Annotated in this window: 15 protein-coding genes; 7 read left to right on the forward strand and 8 right to left on the reverse strand. The window is 52.9% G+C overall.

Annotated elements, in window-relative coordinates; translation table 11 throughout:
• Positions 1 to 809 precede the first annotated feature (809 nt).
• Positions 810 to 1,958, reverse strand: coding sequence for a THUMP domain-containing class I SAM-dependent RNA methyltransferase (locus EYB31_RS03990; RefSeq protein ID WP_131011970.1), 1,149 nt, complete (start codon positions 1,956 to 1,958; stop codon positions 810 to 812).
• Between the two features lie 126 nt (positions 1,959 to 2,084).
• Between EYB31_RS03990 and EYB31_RS03995 the strand changes: the two genes are divergently transcribed.
• Entirely contained in the window at positions 2,085 to 2,711 is a 627-nt protein-coding gene (locus EYB31_RS03995) for an O-methyltransferase (protein WP_131011971.1), read from the forward strand.
• 179 nt (positions 2,712 to 2,890) lie between these two features.
• Here EYB31_RS03995 and hisC read toward each other — a convergent pair whose 3' ends face one another.
• The 3 genes from hisC to EYB31_RS04010 form a co-directional block, all read right to left on the reverse strand.
• Positions 2,891 to 3,994, reverse strand: coding sequence for a histidinol-phosphate transaminase (gene hisC, locus EYB31_RS04000; RefSeq protein WP_131011972.1), 1,104 nt, complete (start codon positions 3,992 to 3,994; stop codon positions 2,891 to 2,893).
• Positions 3,995 to 4,230: 236 nt separating this feature from the next.
• Positions 4,231 to 4,419, reverse strand: a complete 189-nt coding sequence (locus EYB31_RS04005; RefSeq protein ID WP_131011973.1) for a hypothetical protein — start codon at positions 4,417 to 4,419, stop codon at positions 4,231 to 4,233.
• 77 nt (positions 4,420 to 4,496) lie between these two features.
• Positions 4,497 to 5,714, reverse strand: a complete 1,218-nt coding sequence (locus EYB31_RS04010) for an MFS transporter (protein ID WP_131011974.1) — start codon at positions 5,712 to 5,714, stop codon at positions 4,497 to 4,499.
• A gap of 171 nt (positions 5,715 to 5,885) precedes the next feature.
• Here EYB31_RS04010 and EYB31_RS04015 point away from each other — a divergent pair, with 171 nt between their 5' ends.
• Together EYB31_RS04015 and EYB31_RS04020 are read left to right on the forward strand one after the other, a co-directional pair.
• Complete coding sequence (locus EYB31_RS04015; RefSeq protein ID WP_131011975.1) at positions 5,886 to 6,563, forward strand: spore coat protein; 678 nt, start codon at positions 5,886 to 5,888, stop codon at positions 6,561 to 6,563.
• 229 nt (positions 6,564 to 6,792) lie between these two features.
• Positions 6,793 to 8,667, forward strand: a complete 1,875-nt coding sequence (locus EYB31_RS04020; protein ID WP_131011976.1) for an LTA synthase family protein — start codon at positions 6,793 to 6,795, stop codon at positions 8,665 to 8,667.
• A 4-nt stretch (positions 8,668 to 8,671) separates the two neighbouring features.
• Here EYB31_RS04020 and EYB31_RS04025 read toward each other — a convergent pair whose 3' ends face one another.
• Both EYB31_RS04025 and EYB31_RS04030 read right to left on the reverse strand, forming a co-directional pair.
• Positions 8,672 to 9,598: a C40 family peptidase gene (locus EYB31_RS04025; protein WP_131011977.1), complete on the reverse strand. Its 927-nt coding sequence runs from the start codon at positions 9,596 to 9,598 to the stop codon at positions 8,672 to 8,674.
• Positions 9,599 to 10,080: 482 nt separating this feature from the next.
• Positions 10,081 to 11,313 carry an aminopeptidase gene (locus tag EYB31_RS04030; protein WP_131011978.1) on the reverse strand — a complete coding sequence of 411 codons (1,233 nt, stop codon included), beginning with the start codon at positions 11,311 to 11,313 and terminating at the stop codon, positions 10,081 to 10,083.
• 389 nt (positions 11,314 to 11,702) lie between these two features.
• Between EYB31_RS04030 and EYB31_RS04035 the strand changes: the two genes are divergently transcribed.
• Entirely contained in the window at positions 11,703 to 13,043 is a 1,341-nt protein-coding gene (locus EYB31_RS04035; RefSeq protein ID WP_240762038.1) for a CapA family protein, read from the forward strand.
• A gap of 24 nt (positions 13,044 to 13,067) precedes the next feature.
• Here the strand turns inward: EYB31_RS04035 and EYB31_RS04040 are convergent, their stop codons facing one another.
• Positions 13,068 to 14,771, reverse strand: coding sequence for a glycoside hydrolase family 2 protein (locus tag EYB31_RS04040; protein WP_131011979.1), 1,704 nt, complete (start codon positions 14,769 to 14,771; stop codon positions 13,068 to 13,070).
• Positions 14,772 to 15,096: 325 nt separating this feature from the next.
• Here EYB31_RS04040 and EYB31_RS04045 point away from each other — a divergent pair, with 325 nt between their 5' ends.
• Both EYB31_RS04045 and EYB31_RS04050 read left to right on the forward strand, forming a co-directional pair.
• Positions 15,097 to 15,732, forward strand: coding sequence for a fumarylacetoacetate hydrolase family protein (locus EYB31_RS04045; RefSeq protein ID WP_131011980.1), 636 nt, complete (start codon positions 15,097 to 15,099; stop codon positions 15,730 to 15,732).
• Between the two features lie 72 nt (positions 15,733 to 15,804).
• Positions 15,805 to 16,050: a hypothetical protein gene (locus tag EYB31_RS04050; protein ID WP_131011981.1), complete on the forward strand. Its 246-nt coding sequence runs from the start codon at positions 15,805 to 15,807 to the stop codon at positions 16,048 to 16,050.
• Positions 16,051 to 16,128: 78 nt separating this feature from the next.
• On the opposite strand, the gene EYB31_RS04055 is transcribed toward EYB31_RS04050, so the two are convergent.
• A complete protein-coding gene (locus EYB31_RS04055; protein WP_240762040.1) occupies positions 16,129 to 17,313 on the reverse strand; it encodes an HD domain-containing phosphohydrolase in 1,185 nt (394 codons plus the stop codon).
• Between the two features lie 140 nt (positions 17,314 to 17,453).
• On the opposite strand from EYB31_RS04055, the gene EYB31_RS04060 reads away from it, so the two are divergent.
• Positions 17,454 to 18,284, forward strand: a complete 831-nt coding sequence (locus EYB31_RS04060; RefSeq protein WP_131011983.1) for a DUF92 domain-containing protein — start codon at positions 17,454 to 17,456, stop codon at positions 18,282 to 18,284.
• The last annotated feature ends 29 nt before the right edge of the window (positions 18,285 to 18,313 follow it).

Consider the following 18,313-nt stretch of genomic DNA (forward strand, 5'->3'; position numbering starts at 1 on the left):
GAGTTATAGTTATTGTGGCAAAAGGAGCTAGTTGGTGTTCTAAGATCATATCACACAAGTGGGAACGTATGTTCGCAATTAAAAAACCGCCGTACTTGGTAAATCGGAGTATCTCCGTGTTTACCAAGTACGGCGGTTTTATGCTGCTTGTGGACCAAATAAGCTAAGAGGCAGCTCTCTTAAGCATAAGAAAGCGCAGCGCACCTTAAGCTTAAGCGAAGCGAAAAGCAAAGGTGAGCAATGCGCGAGCCCGAGGCACACAGCCCCGACCCGCATCATCGCGCTGCAGTGGAGCACGGTGTGCTAAAGCCAAGCGCTAGCGATGGCAAAGCGCACCAAAGTGCGGGTCCGAGGCACACAGCCGCGCCCCGCGTCACCGCGCCGCAGTGGAGCACGGTGCGCTAAAGCCAAGCGCCAGCGATGGCAAAGCGCACCAAGATGCGGGTCCGAGGCACACTGCCGCTCCCCGCATCATCGCGCCGCAGTGAGCCGCAGCGCACCTAAGCTTAAGCGAAGCGAAAAGCAGGTGCGCAATGCGCGGGCCCGAGGCACACAGCCCCGACCCGCATCATCGCGCTGCAGTGGAGCACGGTGTGCTAAAGCCAAGCGCTAGCGATGGCAAAGCGCACCAAAGTGCGGGTCCGAGGCACACAGCCGCGCCCCGCGTCACCGCGCCGCAGTGGAGCACGGTGCGCTAAAGCCAAGCGCCAGCGATGGCAAAGCGCACCAAGATGCGGGTCCGAGGCACACAGCCGCTCCACCGAGGCGGGTCCAGGGCGCAGCGCCTGGGGTCCCCCTTTCAGGGGGATTTAGGGGGTCCCCCGCCCGTACACTCCACCAGACACCCAATATTGATACAGCTGGCATTCGATCCGGCCATTATACAGCTTCCGCTTGCGGGAAGCCGGGCGGCCCATGTAGTGCTCGAACTGCTTGCTCGGCGACAGTACAAACACGCTCCAGGAAGGCAGCTGCGCCGTGACGCTGCCCAGTTGGCGCAGCGCCCGCTCGACCTCGTCCTGCTCGCCGAGCCGCTCGCCGTAAGGCGGGTTCGTAATCAGGCAGCCGTATTCGCCTTGGGGCCGGATTTTCGCTACCGGCTCGGTATGAAAGCGCAGCTCCTTGGACAGCCCGGCCGCTTTGGCTGCGGCAAGGGCGACGTCGATCGCCGCCGGATCGATGTCGCTGCCTTGGATATCCAGCGGCACGTCGTCCGCCAGCAAATCGTAGGCTTCGTCGCGCGCTTCGAGCCACAGCTTCTCCGGCACGGTCGGCCAATGCTCCGCGTCGAAGGTGCGGCGCAGCCCGGGGGCGATGTTCCAGCCGATCATCGCAGCTTCGATCGCAATCGTGCCGGAACCGCAGAACGGGTCGTACAGCGGCCGCTCCGGCCGCCATTTGCTGAGCAGCACGAGGGCGGCGGCCATCGTTTCCTTCAGCGGCGCTTCCGTGACCAGTTTGCGGTAACCGCGTTTGTGCAGGCCGATGCCGGTCGTATCCAGCGTTAGCGTAGCGACGTCTTTCAGCAGCGAAACTTCGATTCGGAACATCGGACCGGTTTCCCCGAACCATTCGGTGTGATACCGGTCCTTCATCTTTTCGACAATCGCTTTTTTGACGATTCCCTGACAAGCGGGTACGCTGGACAGCTGGGATTTATGCGAACGGCCGTCTACCGGAAACTCCGCATCCTCCGGAATCCAATCCGGCCAAGGCAGCGCCTTGGTCCCTTCGAACAACTCGTCGAAAGTCCGAGCCGGAAACTGGCCCATCTTGACAAGCACCCGGTCAGCCGTCCGCAGCCACAGATTGGCCCGGCAGATGGCCGACTCGTCCCCGATAAACGTAACCCGCCCGTTCTCAACCGTGATCTGATCGTAGCCCAGCTGCCGCACCTCGCTTTCGACGACGGCTTCCAGCCCCATCGGGGCCGTGGCAATAAGCTCTATTTGCGCCATAACGTTTAATTCAACTCCATATCCATTTGAAGTCCGATAATAAAAACCATACAATATCATAGTATAGGCGAAAGGCATGCCTCTGACAAATGAACGGAATCACAAGATAATAAGGAGCGGGATCATATGGATGCGGAACAATATGTAGAATCGTTGTTTGCCCGGGATGAGATGCTGGAGCGGGTGGAAGAGGCGATTAGAGCCAATCATATGCCGGAGATTTCGATTGTACCGGGTTATGGGAGGCTGCTGACGCTGTTGGTCAAGCTGGTGCGGGCGAAACATGTGCTGGAGATCGGAGCGCTTGGAGGCTATAGCGGCATTTGTTTGGCCCGTGGGCTGGAGCAAGACGGAAGGCTTGTGTCGCTGGAGCTTAAGGCTGAATATGCCGAACTGGCTCATCGGCATTTGAAGGAAGCGGGCCTCGGCGATCGGGTCGAATACCGGGTGGGGGAGGCGCTTCACAGTTTGGAGCAGCTTGCTTCGGAAGGGAAACGATTTGATCTGTTTTTTATCGATGCGGATAAGGGCAATTACCCGAATTATTTGGAATGGGCGATCAAGCTGGCGGCGCCCGGAGCGCTTGTCGTTGGAGACAATGCGCTGCTGCACGGTAAAGTAGCGAATCCGGAAGAAAAAAGAAACGGAGTGGTGAAGCTGCGCCGATTTAATGAAATGATCGCCGGAGACGACAGGCTGGAAGGCGTGATTTTGCCCGCTTACGACGGTTTGGCTTTGGCCCGAATCAAATAACAAGCAGCGCAAAAAAGGTAAGTTTCGCATGTAGGAACGGCGTCAGCCGTGCATGCAGAACGATTGAGGTAGACCTCGTCTGACTTGCACAATCCGGCACGATTGCAGATGCTGCCGGAAAGATCAGCCGCAGCAGCAGTAGCGCATTTGCGGTACACGCTGCTGCGGAGGCTTGACGCTTAAGCCAGCAATTCCTCCAAAGCTTTCAAGAAAGCTTCGTTCTCCCCGTTATTTCCAACAGAGACTCTTATATACTCAGGCATTCCCCAAATTCCCGCATAACGCACGATAATGCCTTTGGCCATCAGGCCGTCGTATACTGCTTTGGCATCCTGTCCGAGATGGATAAGCACGAAATTCGCCATGCTTTTTGTGTACTGCAGATGCAGTTTGTGCAGCCCTTCATACAGCTGCTCGCGACCTGCGGCATTTACGCTCCGCGATCTTTCTACATGCTCGGTGTCGGAAAGCGCGACCACCGCGGCCGTTTGAGCCAGCGAGTTGACGTTGAAGGGTTCTTTGACGCGCAAAATGTGGTCGATCAAGCTGCTTTTTCCGATGGCGAAGCCAACCCGTATGCCTGCAAGACCGTAAATTTTTGAAAACGTCTGAAGCACGATGACCGGGTAGCCCTGCCTTATAAATTCAAAACCGTCGGTGTAGTCCTCTTCGGTTACAAAATGGGTATATGCCGAGTCGAAGATCACCAGAATATGTTCGGGCAGCGCCTCAAGCAGCTTCTGCAGCTGCGATTTCGTCATATAGGTGCCGGTCGGGTTGTTCGGCGAGCATATGTAGACCGCTTTGGTTTTTGGTGTGACTGCGGCCAGCAGCGCCTCGACCGAATAGCCGTATCCATCTCCAAGCGGCACAGGCACAGTAACGGCACCCATCAAATCGGCGCCGAATTCATATTCGCTGAATGATGGCGAAGGGACGATGATTTCATCACCCGCTTCCAAAAAGGTTTCCGAGATCAAAGTAATCAATTCATCGGCTCCATTGCCGACAATGATTTCTTCCGGAGCAAACCGGTAAGCATCCGCCAGCGCCTGCTTAAGTGTGTATGCTTGTGCATCGGGATAACGATGCAGCTCGCCAAGGCTCGAAGATATCGCCTCCACCGCTTTGGGCGAAGGGCCAAGCGGATTTTCGTTGGAAGCCAGCTTGATGACATGCGAGATGCCAAGCTCCCGCTGAACTTCCCAAATCGGTTTGCCGGGGGAGTAGGGCTTCAGTTTCTCCACGGCTTTGCGCGATGCGATTTTTAGTGTTTTTTCCATCAAGGTAATCCTCCTCTTTAAAAGTGCCTGAATCGGCAAACGGTACAAACAATCGCTTTATTGCGATAATAGTATAATACATTAACACGTTAACAAAGTAAAGCGATTTTTCGATCACTTCTCATCCTTGAAAGACTTCGCTACAGTTTTTCTCACACGAATTTAGGAGAGCAATATAAAAAAACAGCATGTGCCGATTCATTAGCGATTCGGCCATGCTGCCTGTTGCTTATACTTTATGATTCATGTTTCTTAAGCGGTTGAGGTGCTTTGTTGCCGGTCTTTTCAGGGCTGCTCACTTCAACTTGTTGTTGGTGAAAGACGATTTCTTGCTTCTGTTCCTTATATTCCGCACGCGTCCAATACAACAGCAGCAGCTCGGCGCATAAGGCGATAAACAACATTCGCTTTACATTCAGCTTCAATGTACAGCCCTCCACAGAGAGTAACCATATATTCCTTTTTTTGCTATTTTAACACGAACCGAATGCTGTTGGCTAGCTCATTTCACCGATGTTTCGGTTTCATGCGAAGGCTTCACGTACAATGTTTTGCGGACCCATGCGGCATTGACAAGCAGCAGGGCGCAGGACATGAGAAAAATACCTTTGATGCCGATCCACCCCGACAGCGCTCCGCCGATGACAGGTCCCAGCATATTGCCAAGACTTAACGCGCTTGAATTGTAACTAAAGGAGCGGCTTTCTTTGCCGTTAGGCGTAAACCGCCGAATCAGCGTCTGCACCGAAGGCAGCATGCCTCCCATAAACAAACCTAATATAAATCTGGAGGCCATCAGCTGCCAGATGTTAGTTACAAACGCTTGGGGGATAAAACTAAGCGCCGCGCCGATCAACGCGATGCTGAGCACCTTCTCCGGACCGATTTTATCGCTTAATTTGCCCAGCAGAGGCGAAGCGATCATATTGGAGAAGCCGGTGACCGACCCGACAAGACCGGCGTACAAGGCAAGCATCTTGTCTTGGCCGTGAAGCTCCTGAACAAACAGCGGGATCAGCGGCATCGCGCTGAGCATAGCGAATTGAATCAATAAGGTGACCGAATACAAGGACGGCAGCTGCGGCGTTTTGCTTAATTCCTTGAAGCCTTTCACGATCGATTCCTTTGGCTGCTTGACCGCTTTCTTGGCGTCAAACGACTCTTTGACAAAAAATAACGCGAGCAGCGAAGCGCCAAACAAACAAACGCCGGTGACGTAAAAAATCGGCCGATAGCCGATCCATTCCGCCATCAAGCCGCCGATTAACGGGCCAAGAATCGAACCGCCGACGGAACCGGATTGCAGCGTGCCAAGCGCAAAGCCCATTTTTTCCTTCGGGGTGTTGGCTGACATCAAGGACACGGCCGCTGGAGCGAAACCCGAGATCGTACCGTTGACCATCCGCAGCAGCAGCAGCTGCCAAGGGTGCGTCGCAAAACCCATCAGCACGATGACTAGCGCCATGCCGAAACCGGAACGCAGCAGCATCATTTTTCGGCCGTACCGGTCAGCCAAACTGCCCCAAATGGGCTGGGCAAAAAAGGAAGTGACAAAATTCGCGGCAAAGATAAGCCCGCCCCACAAGGCCACGGAGTGTGCATCCGTAATCCCGAGCTCCTGAATATAAAATGGCAAAAACGGGGTAATCATCGTCATTCCAGCCAGTACGAGGAATTGTCCGAGCCAAAGCACGACCAAGTTGAGTTTCCAATTTGACAAGTTTTCCGTACTCCCTTCCCATGACCGTAAGTCCGCCATTTGTATTTTAGCACATGTTGCCAGAAATTCACTAACGGATATCCGGCTTCGAAAAAATCCGCGCATAGATTTTCCTATTTCAGGAAAAAGTATGTACTGGTTTTTAATCTATTGCCGAGGAGCTGTTTAACTATGCCATTTGGAGCACATGAAACGATGGAAGTTCATGAGATACTAAGTGAAAAGCTGAATATGATGAATCATTTCTCGCTTTATGCGCAATTTGCGCAAGCTGCGGAACTGCGCGAGATGATTGAACGCCAGATGCAATCCGTAACAGGCTCTTATGACCAATTGGTCGCGTATACCCACGATTACAGTGCGGCGAACCAGCCGATGCCGGCATATCCGGACATCAGAGCGGGCGTACAGCCGCAGCAAATTCAATACGGCCTGCGAAACCCTGCACCGGTATCGCCCGAACTGCAAGGAAGAATGAACGACAGCCAAATTTTGTGCGCCATGCTCAGCTTCCATAAAAGTTCCGCCAAGCTGCATATGCAGGGGGCGCTGGAATGTGCCGATCCCAATGTGCGGCATATGCTGATCCAAGGCGCGATCACCTGCGCCGATCAGTCCTATGAGGTGTTTTTGCTGATGAACCGGCTTGGACAATACCAAGTCCCGACCATGAACGATCATACCGCCAAGACGTATCTGCACACCTATCAGCCGATGCAATCGATGCAGCCGATGCAGCACATGCAGCAATCAGGACAGCCATCCGGTATGGCTTTTAACGGAGGGCCGCAAGGCAGAATGAACCCGTTTGACGGGCCGCGCCCATTCGGAGGCATGATGCAGCAATAACGTCAGACTGACGGCGTCAGATACAGCGGCACAACCGCGATTCGCCGCCGAATTCAATGAAAAAGCCAATGCTCCGGCGCTTCACGCCTAAGAACATTGGCTTTTTTGCAGTTAGCGCCCGAATTTTACGATAGGAAGTATATATTCTTGTTTTTGGTAAATGAATGAAACGTAAGCCGGCTCATATGCATATGAAAATGGGTCGATATCGAAGATGACGGAGGTGGCCATGACACAACAGCGGCAAGCGGTTTGGCGCAGTCCTTATGTGGTGTACTCTTTGTTTATATGGTTAAAACTGGCGCTGCTCAGATATTTTCTGTTCAGCGAGATCAGCTTGAAGTGGTGGCTGCTTGATTTGGCGAGCGTATTGATTTTCACCGGGCTGATTGAAATGGTGTTCCGGGGCAGGTCGAAGCGTACGGTTTTCTGGCTGTTTAACGCTTTTCTTTCGCTTGTCTTTTTTGCGGCGGCACTGTATTATTCGCATTTCGGCTCGATCGTCACCTATACCGCGGCGCTGGAGCTGAAGCAAATTATGAAAATATCGTCCAGCGTCAAAGCGACGATTCAACCGCTGAATTATTTGTTTTTTGCCGATTTTGTGCTGATATTGCTTGTGCGCGTGGCGGTGGGACGGCAACGAATTCATATGTATTCGGCGCGCAGAGTGAACCGGATTCCGCTGCTTATCGTGACCGCTGCTGGGCTTGTTGTGTCGGCTTTTTTTATCAAATACGACAAAGGCATCGTCAACGAGCTGGTCCGGGCCGAACAGCTTGGGTTCCTAAACTATGAAGTTTCCGTAGCCGTGAACGGCATCAGGGATAAAAATAAAACGAGTTTCGCCAATGTGAATCAGGCCGGGCTTGTGATTAACGATTACGAAAATGATTACGGCTACCGGCCGCAGGCCGCTGCAGGCCAGGAGCTTCAGTATTTTGCCGCGGGAAAAGACAAGAACCTGATCGTTGTGCAGCTGGAGGCGTTTCAAAATTTCCCGATTCATTTGAAGTACAACGGCAGCGAGCTGACGCCCGTGCTGAACCGCTTGGCGGAGCAAAGCTTTTATTTCCCGCACATATTCCAGCAAATCGGTCAAGGGAATACGTCCGATGCGGAGTTTATGTCCAACACGTCGATTTATCCGACCGGCACGATACCGATGTCGACCGGCTATGGAGACCGCAATCTCCCCAGCCTGGCGAAGCTGCTTCAGTCGATCGGTTATGAAGCGGACACGTTTCACGTCAATGAAGTGCATTTCTGGGACCGCGATAAGCTGTACCCCGCCATCGGTTTTGACCATTATTACGATAAACCGAATTACAACAACGATAACTTCAATTCCTTCGGCGCTTCGGACGAGGAGCTATTCCGGGTTGGCACCGAGAAGCTGGCGGAGCTGGCTGCGCAAAACAAACCGTTTTATGCGCAGTTTATTACGGTTTCAAGCCATTTTCCGTTCACCGTTCCGGAACAATTTAGGAAAATGACGATCCCCGATTCGCTGAAAGGAAAGCAGCTCGGTGATTATTTGCTGGCGATCAACTATACCGATTATGCGATGGGCACATTTATTGACCGTCTAAAAAAGGCGGGACTATGGGACAATACGATTTTTGTCGCGTACGGCGATCATTTTGGGCTGCAGCCGGACGACAACGACCCGAAAGAAGTGAGCGCCGCGCTGGGCATCACTTATCATCCGGTCGTATCGCGGTTTAATATCCCGCTGATGATTCATATCCCCGGTCAGACGGAAGGGCAAGTCATCGAGCAGACCGGAGGGCAGCTCGACATCTTGCCGACGATTGCCAATTTGCTGGGCATCTCGCTTGCGGACCGGAATTTTGTGCATTTTGGGCAGGACCTGCTGAACATTCAAAAGACGTCGTTTGGCATGAGATATTACATGCCGACCGGTTCTTTTTTCAATAATCAAATCATGTTTACACCGGGAAAAGATTTTGACGACGGGACCGGCGTTTCCCTGGAAAACTTGCAGGATGCCAATGCCAAGCCGTATCGCAACGATTTCGACTACATCATGACGCTGATGAAAATGTCGGACGAATACGTCAAGCTGCTCCCTAAACGGTAAGGGTTTAGCCCCATCTTTTGGCGAATAAGTACCGGCTTCGCCATTCGCCGCTTAGCTCCGATACGGTAACGCCGTCCGCCCCGTAAGTGTGAATAAAGCGGTTGTTCCCGGTATATATCGCGACATGGCTGACATATCGGCTGCCGCTTGGCTCTTTCTGCATATCAAAAAACATCAAATCTCCCGGCTGCAGGTTCTCATCCGCTACGGTAGTGCCGAGCTCTGCTTGGGAAATCGCCCTACGCGGGAGGGTTATGCCGAAGTGCCCGAACACGTGCCGTACAAAAGAGGGAGCGTCAAACGCCGCCGCCGCGGATGTCGCTTCGGGATCAGCCGCGAATTGATACGGAGCTCCCTGCAGCGTCTTTGCATAAGCGACAATCGCCGCGGAGTTCGGTTTGGCCGCGCTGGTCATAGCCCGGTATTGGCCGGTTTGAAAATGACTCAACTGCGTAGGCGAGTTTGTATAGTTGTAGGCATTTAGCCAACTGGACAACTGCTTGTGATCGGCAGAAGCGATGCCGATTCGTTTCCGCTGCGAATCCCAATGGACCGGGAATGTCCATAAATCGGTTACCGTGCGGTCGCTTACGTATACTTCGTTTCCGATGTACTTAGGCGCATCCGCAACGGTTACCGGCTTATCTCCGAGAAAAGCGGCCGTTTGGCCGGGCTGCAGCGTGTAAGCAGGACCGGTCGATCCGATGAGCAAGGCATTGTCTTTTTCATAAACGGACATGCCCAGACACGAGGAAATAACGGACAGCGGTACCCACACCTTTCCCGAGCGGCCCTCCGGTACCACGTCGATCTGTTGTGCGATCATGCGATCCTCCATATAGACATCGGCGTGCTGAATACCGGCAATCGGACTGCAACCGGCCAGATGTATGCATAACGCAAAAAAACAGACGAGCTTGAACCGCTTCATTTTGGCCAACTCCTTCCTGGAAATTATTTTCCGTATACGATGTAAGTTGAACACATGTTTTGGAAGCCCGTTCCTTTTTGTTCAACTTACATAGCTTTACAGCTATTACTAATATCCGAAGTTGCTTGTCTATTTATCCCAAAAAAAACAGCCGCAACCGGTTAATTCCGGAAGCGGCCTTTACATTTCTACGCGCACAAATTCTGTGTGCGTGTCCTGGCGTCGCATGGCGGTGATCGAACCCCATACGGCCTGTCTGCTGTTCTGTTTTTTCGTATGTATTTAATAACTCTCCAATTTATGATGTTCAATCAATTCGAGATGCTGGTTGCGGCTTCGCGCGTATTGGACGATGTGCTCACGAATATTGGGGTACAGTTTTTTAACAGATGCCCATAAAAAAGACCGCTTCAAACGTTTGCGGCGCTTGAACGGTCTCGAAAATGAATGGTCTTGTAACCGGTATGTAAATCAGGCTGCTATTACACCCAATTGCCTTGGCGGACAAGCGGTTCCCGGGTACCGTCGGCGGTCTCACCGTCAATATCGAGTTCGCTGGAGCCGATCATAAAGTCGACATGGGTGAGGCTGCGGTTGACCCCGTGTTTGGCAAGCTCCTCCGGGTTCATCTGTACGCCGCCTTCAAGGCAGAAGGGATAAGCGCTGCCGATAGCCAAATGGGAAGAAGCATTTTCGTCATAGGCGGTGTTAAAAAAGATCCGGTCCATTCGCGAAATAGGAGAGTCGTGCGGGACGATGGCGACTTCGCCCAAATAAGCCGAACCTTCGTCGGTTTCGATCAGCCGCTTCAACGTCTCGTAGCCTTCTTGAGCGGTAAAGCCGGTAACCTTGCCGTTCTCGAATGTAAGGGAGAAGCCGTCGATCAGGCTGCCGTTGTAATTGAGCGGTTTGGTGCTGGACACCGTTCCGTTGATCCCATATTTGTCCGGCAATGTAAATACTTCTTCTGTCGGCATGTTAGGCACAAAAAAAGTTCCTTGCGCGTTGTTCATCCCCGCCGCAGCCCAAAGATGGCGATCCGGCAGCGCAATGCTTAAGTTGGTGCCGGGACCTGAATAATGCAGCTTTTTATATTTTTTGCGATTCAGCGTTTCGGTTTTCTCCGTTAAGGCGCGGAGATGCGTTTGCCAAGCCGACACCGGATCGTCCTGATCGATCCGCGTTGCGCGAAAAATATGCTCCCACAGCTGCTCTACGGCCTCATCCGGCTGAAGATCAGCGAACACTTTAGCTGCCCATGGTTTTGTGGCGGCGCATACGATCGACCAACTGACCCGGCTGTTCTGCTTGGCCGTGCGCAAACCGTGCATCGCGGTCATCGCCGCTTTGCTGGCCGCGGCAACCCGGGACGGATCGGCATCTTTCAGCAGGTCGGGATTCGGCGCGTAGACGGTGAGAAAAGCCGCGTTCTCATCGGCCATATCCATGTAACCTTTGGCTCGCCAAGGGAGCGGATATTGCTCCAAGGTGTCTTCCGGGGCGTGCAGCATGTACGTTCTGCGCAGCTCGTCGTCTTCCCAGTCGACATAGACGTATTTGGCCCCGGCGGCATAGGCTTGAGCGGCGATCAGCCGAACGAGCGGCGCCGTTTCCAGCGGCGCAGTAACGGCAAGCTGTTGGCCTTTCTGTACGTTGACACCGACTTTGACGGCAAGTTCGGCGTATTTTTCAAGCTGCTGTTGAAATGAATTCATGGGCGGGATACCTCCTAAGAGTTTTACGAAGTAAAACTCACTTCGTAAGGATGTGCTGAGTTTTACTAAGTAAAACTCACTTCGTAAGCATGTACTGAGTTTTACGAAGTAAAACTCACTTCGTAAGCATGTACTGAGTTTTACGAAGTAAAACTCACTTCGTAAGCATGTACTGAGTTTTACGAAGTAAAACTCACTTCGTAAGGATGTGCCGAGCTTTACGAAGTAAAGCTCACCTCGTAAGCATGTACTGAGCAAATTGGCATTTTCTTCATTATCATGCCCGAAAGGGGGAAAGTAAAGCGGAACAAGCATGTGAATTTTTCGACGCATTTCTGCTATAATGGGTTCAATATGCTGGATTTTGTCATATTATCAAGGGGGAGAACATGGAACCGAGATCCAAACGTCACAGGCGGACAACAAAACGCAGTCCTTTGATCACCATCAGTATTCTTTCCGTGCTTGTCGTTGCTTCATTCAGCGGGCTGATGTACTGGTTGTCCCATAAAGGCGACGTCCCGCAAGCGGATCCTCCGCCTGCAACGGCCTCTCAGACCGGCCCGTCCGCTGTCAAAACTGCAGAACAAATCGCGGGCGCGGGTTCAGATAGCCATGCCAATCCTGTCACTAACACCGGGGATAACGGAGCAAATGCCGCGGCCAAACCTCCGGAGCCGGTCAAGCAAGGGGATCCGCCTCAAGCTCAGGGAGGGACGAACGGATCGGTTAACGCCGAGCCGGTTTCGCAAGCCAAGCCGCCGGAAGACGGCGTTGTAAAGCTTGCTTTTACGGGAGATGTGATGTGGGCCAGCAAAGTGGAAGACCTGCTGAAACAAAATGGATACGACTATCCATATCAGGAAGTGAAGAGCTATTTGGAGTCGCCGGACGTAACGGTCGCCAATTTGGAAACGCCGGTGACCACTCGCGGCAAAGCGCAAACCAAAGATTACATATACCGCTCCTCTCCGCAGGCTATGCCGGCATTTGCGGAAGCGGGTTTCGACGTCGTCAATTTGGCCAACAACCATATTCTCGACTACGGTAAAGACGGGCTGCTTGATACCATCGACCAGCTAAAAGCGGCAAACATTCAATACGTCGGAGCGGGCAAAGACATTAAAGAAGCTTACCGTCCGGTGATTATGGAGAAAAATGGGCTGAAAATCGCCTTTCTCGGCTTCAGCAGAGTCGCCGAAGATAAAAGCTGGTACGCCACGAACACCACGCCGGGCGTAGCGCAAACGTATACCACCGATCTGGCGCTTGAGGCGATCCGCAATGCGAAGGAAACCGCCGACCTTGTGATTGTGCTTGCTCACTGGGGAGTGGAACGCCAGGATAAACCGGCAAAAGAACAAACCAATCTGGCGCATTTATATATCGATAACGGGGCCGATCTTGTCGTAGCAAGCCACCCGCATGTGCTGCAAAGTTTCGAGCAGTACAACGGCAAATGGATTGCTTACAGCCTCGGCAACTTCATCTTCACAACCAATAATACGTCATCCACCTGGGAAACGGTGATCATGAACGCAACCTGCAACAAAACGAAATCCTGCGGTATTCAATTGATTCCGATTTTCAGCAAATGGGCGCAGCCTGTTAAAATGACGGAGGAAGACGGTGCCAAGCTCTTCAACAGGCTCTCCGGCATCTCCATCAACGCCAAAATCGATACGGAGGGGAAACTGATCCCGGTCGAAAAACAAAACCAGCCCCGCTAAAGGCTGGTTTTGTTTTGGTCGGGCTTATTTCCATGAACGGTAAATGTCCCGTACGGTGCGGTAAACCTGCTTGGGCTTGCGATATTCGTTGACCAGTCCTTTATTGTTGAAGCTGCGGGCCCGGTCGCGGAAATGAGTGCCGCTGCTTTTCAGATCGGCACGGACATCGGAGAATTGCCAAATGTAAGTGCCGCCGATACGCGGATCTTCTTTAAAAATACGCAGCGCGGTGCTGACGACATGGGCTTGGTAATCTTCGCTGAACAAACGTGGCTCCCAGCCGACATCGCCGAAGATGCCGGCCGCCCCGAATTCGGTCATCAGCACCGGCTTATCTCCGGCGCCCAGCGCATCCGCGCGAGCGTGAAACTGCTCGAGCAGTTGGGCGAAACCTTCCACCTGGCCTTCATACCATCCGTTATATTTATTAATGCCGATCACGTCAAAAAGCGGCAGCAAAATATCTTTTAACGGGTGCATGGTCGCATAAGTAACAAGACGCGAGCTGTCTTTCCGCCTGACCAGGTCGACAAGCGGTTTGGTCAACCACTCGGCTTCCTCGCAGGTGGTGTCAATCTCATTGTGCACCGACCAGAAGACGATACAAGGATGATGATAGTCGCGTTCGATCATTTCGTCAATCATAGCCAGCGCGCGGTCTCGGAACAATGTATTGCCAAGCGTATCGCGCGGAATAAAGCAGCCCCACATCGGAATTTCGCTCCAGAATACGATGCCGTGTTCGTCCAGCAAATCCAGCCAATATTTGCTTTGCGGATAATGCGAGCCGCGCACCGTATTGCAGCCAAGCTCCAAAATGATGTCCAGGTCCTTCTGCATCAGCTTCGGCGGGAAAGCGAAACCCCACTCCGGATGCTCCTCGTGACGGTTAACGCCCTGCAAATAAACGGGCACCCCGTTAATGAGGATACGGTGGTCCTTCGTTTCGATGCGGCGGAATCCGATGCGGTCGATCACGTCGTCTTGTCCGGCGACGACCCGGATGGAATACAACTCGGGTTTTCCGACATTCCATAAGCGGACATCGCTCCACTTTTGCTTAATGCTCACCGATGTTTGCCCGGCGGAAACCTGTACCGTTTCGTTGTGAATGAGCCGGCCGCCTTCATACACCGACAGCGGCACTTGTTGTTCTTCAGCCGCTGCCGAGCGCAGACGAACCGTAATCGATACATCGGCGTCCCGGCCGGCCAGTTCATATTCCACACGCCAGGTGTCGATATATACATCAGGGAGAAGCTGAAGTTCGACCGGCCGAATGATGCCGCCGTAATGAAACCAGTCGACGACTTCCGTCGGAATGGTCAGTTTATCCAGCGTGCTGTCGGTCCGGACGATCAACTCGTGGTTGCCGGCGGATAAGCGTTCAAGATCAAATTGGAACGGGCTGTAGCCTCCGTAATGATAGCCAAGATGAATGCCGTCGACATATACGTCGGCATGTCCGAGCACGGCATGGAAAATCAGCCGTACGTGCTGCTCCTGCAGATTATGAAAGCTTGTCCGATACCAGGCAACACCTTCGTAATCGAATAAATTCAATTCGTTATTCCAGCAGGCCGGAACGAACATAGAACGATGGTCTTGCGGAAAACGCTCCTGCCATTTTTCAGACTGGCCGATGTTTTGCGGGTCGAGAATAAAGTCCCAGCTGCCATCAAGTTCCAGTGTCTGACGAATCAGATGCTCCTTAAACGTTCTTATCACTAGGTTGCCCTCCTGGGAAAATTATCTGTAATATGCCATTTTCGTGCGGCATGCGCCGGCTCATCCAAAAATTTATCATGCGATAGCCGGATTGAGAATGGGAAAAAGGCGTGTCATCCATGTGAAAAACGCTCCTGCATTGTCAGCCGACCGCTGAACAAGCAACTTAAGTGAGCGGAATCATACTGGAGCAGCGCCGCGATTGGAAGCATGATTTCGCTCATGCAGCTTTCACTTTTTCAGTGGCCTTCATTGTCAGCAGGATGAACTTGGCATATAATCGGTGCGTAAGCACCATTCGCAATTAGGGAAAGGGAAGTGAGCCATGATGACATCCATCCGCAACATATATTGTGTCGGCCGCAACTTCGGGCTGCATGCCGCTGAGCTGGGCAACGACATCCCGGACAAACCGATGATTTTTTTGAAGCCGACTCATTCTATTGTGCCCATGAACGGCGGGCCGATTGCATTGCCGACCGACCGGGGAGAAGTACATTTTGAGACCGAGCTGGTCATTCGGATTGCTGCGGATTATCGTCCCGGCATCACCGTCGACGAGTTGGTCGACGCCTTCGCGTTAGGCATCGATTTCACGCTGCGCGATGTACAGTCGGAGCTGAAAAAGAAAGGCCACCCGTGGACAGCCGCTAAAGGCTTCCTGAATTCGGCGCCGATTACGGAATTCAGAGCTTTTCCCGGATTTGAGCAGGTGAAGCAAACGGAGTTTACGCTGCTGAAAAACGGGGACGAAGCGCAAAGAGGCAATCTGAACGATATGATCTTTAACCTGCAGGTCATCGTCGATTTTATCGCGCGTCATTTCGGTCTGGGACAAGGAGACATCATTTACACGGGAACGCCGGCGGGCGTAGCGGCCGTGAGCGATGGCGACCGCCTGGAATTGCTGTGGGGCAACGAAACGTGGGGAGCATGCACCGTGCGATTGGAAAACGCATAAGTTGATCGTTTAGGTGGCAAGCGGCGTACAACGTACATATGATGCAGTATATGTAAGCGGGATGTGATGATATTGAAAATCAGATTCCAGACGACGCTGAATGTAAACCTCAAAAAGATTGTCGGAGATTGCGTTGTCAACGTGCCTGAAACGGAATTGCACTCGGAGATCAAACATATTGTCGGATTTTGGGCGGAACAGCGGCTGTATGATGAAAAATGGCCCCTGCCCAACGATTTCAGGGCGATCCGGGAACATTTGATCGAAAACGAGATCATTAGCGTCATAGATGAGCATGAAGATTTCTTGTCGATTTAAAATACCTCGGGCCGCATTAGAAGCGCCCGGCATGACTAAAGGAGGGGCGTGGACCCCTCCTTTTACCATGTAAGCAGCTTATTTCTTCTCATCTTCCAAGTTCGCGTCGGAATACTGGTCGCGGACTTTTAAAATTTGGGGCAGCTGCTCCATAAACACATCGACCACCTTCGGATCGAAGTGCTGACCGCGTTCTTCCTTAAACAGGTTTAATATGCGGTCAAGCTCCCAAGCTTTCTTGTACACACGGTCGCTCCCGAGCGCGTCAAACACGTCGGCAATGGCGGTAATCCGGCCGTAAACATGAATGTCGTCGCCGGCAATCCCGCGCGGGTATCCTTTGCCATTCCATTTCTCGTGATGCTCATAAGCCAGGATGGCCGCCGTCTTAAGCAATTGCCGGTGGGAATTGCGAAGCAGCCCGTAACCAATCGTCGTATGTGTTTTCATAACGGCGAATTCTTCTTCGTCGAGTTTGCCCGGCTTTTTCAGCACCGCGTCGGGAATCGCGACTTTACCGATATCGTGCATGGGGGAAGCGATCCGCAGCATCTCCGCTTCTTCATGGCTCATGCCGAGTCCAATCGCCAAGATAAACGAATATTCCGCTACCCGTTTCACGTGATTGCCGGTTTCCTTCGAGCGGCTTTCGCCGATTTCACCCATCGTAAAAATAATTTCCTTCTGCGTTTCTTCGATCTCATTGGTGAGCAGCGCCGATTCGAGCGACTTGCCCGCATAGGAGGCGGCAAGCGTCAAATATTCAAGATCTTTCTGCGAGAAATGCTCATGTTCGGTCAGTTTGTTGATCGCTTGATAAGCCCCCATAATTTCCCCCTCGTTGTTGCGAAAGGGAATGACCATCAGCGCTTTGGTGCGATAACCGGTTTGCTTATCCATTTTTAATGCGCCGTTCTCCAGCACCGGTTTAAATTCGACGTTCGTATATGCGTCATCGATAAATATGGGCTGCCCGGATGAAACGGCATGCCCAACCAGGCCGTGATGGCTCGGCAGCCGAAGCGGCGGGGCGCCGTGCGCAACCGTCGTGTACAGCTCGTTTTTGGCACGGTCGAGCAGCCAAACGCTGCAGCGGTCGGCGACGATCATTTCCCGTCCCATATCGGCCATCAGCATGAGCAGGTTATCGAGCCTGCGTTCGTTGGCGATCCTTGCGGCGTAATCAAAAATCACCTTCAGCATTTCTTCGGGTGCAAGATCTTTTTTGATTTTCACCGTAAGGAATTCATCTACTTCATACACGGCGTTCACTCCCATTTTATAGTAGCGCGTTGTAATAAAAATCATATTATATGGACCGTAGTCTGTAAACGGGGGTTTGCCGTGTTTTTGCGAAAAATGTATATTTAAATATAACTATGTTTAGAGAACGGAGGCGAAGCATGATCTGGGCAATCGGATTTGTGTGCAGCATAGCTGTAGCCGGATTGGCATATTGGAAAAAGTCGCTGTCCGCTTCCGGTGCGGCGGCTGCGGTCGCGGTCGGCACGTTGTTGTACGCCCTGGGCAATCTGGCCTGGTATGGCACTTTGCTCGCTTTTTTCATCTCTTCCACGTTGTGCTCCAAATGGAAACATCACCGCAAGGCAGCCGCCGAAAGCGGTTATGCCAAAGGAGGCCGGCGCGACGCAGGCCAGGTTGCAGCCAATGGAGGACTAGGCGCGCTGTTCTGCGTTGCTCATGCGTTGTGGCCGCATCCGTTATGGTGGAGCGCTTTTGTCGGGGTGATGGCGGCGGTCAACGCCGATACGTGGGCGACGGAAATCGGCGGCCTCAGCCGTTCGGCTCCGCGTTCGATCTTAACGGGCCGCGTGGTGACGGCAGGGACGTCGGGAGGCATTACCGGGCTGGGCCTTGCGGCATCGGCGGCCGGCGGGCTGTTTATCGGCGCCGCCGCATGGCTGCTGCAGCTTGGAGCAGCGGCGCATGAAGCGTTGATTGCGGAAGGGGCGGTCGCGGAGCTCCCGTTCCTGCTGCTGCTTGGCCTCATCGGCGGCATGTGCGGTTCGCTGACGGATTCGCTGCTGGGAGCGACGTATCAGGCGATGTACCGCTGCCCAAGCTGCGGCAGGGAAGTGGAGAAACCGCAGCACTGCGGTGTCCCCGCGAAGCGGATTCGCGGTTTAAGCTTCTTTACGAACGATACGGTGAATATGCTCAGCTCGCTGCTTGGCGCAGCGGTATGTGCCGGCATCGGCCTGCTTTTATCCTGACTGCGTTTTCCGCCGGGCTATTCGGGATT

The sequence above is a fragment of the Paenibacillus thalictri genome (genome assembly GCF_004307995.1).
Lineage (GTDB): Bacteria > Bacillota > Bacilli > Paenibacillales > NBRC-103111 > Paenibacillus_AF > Paenibacillus_AF thalictri.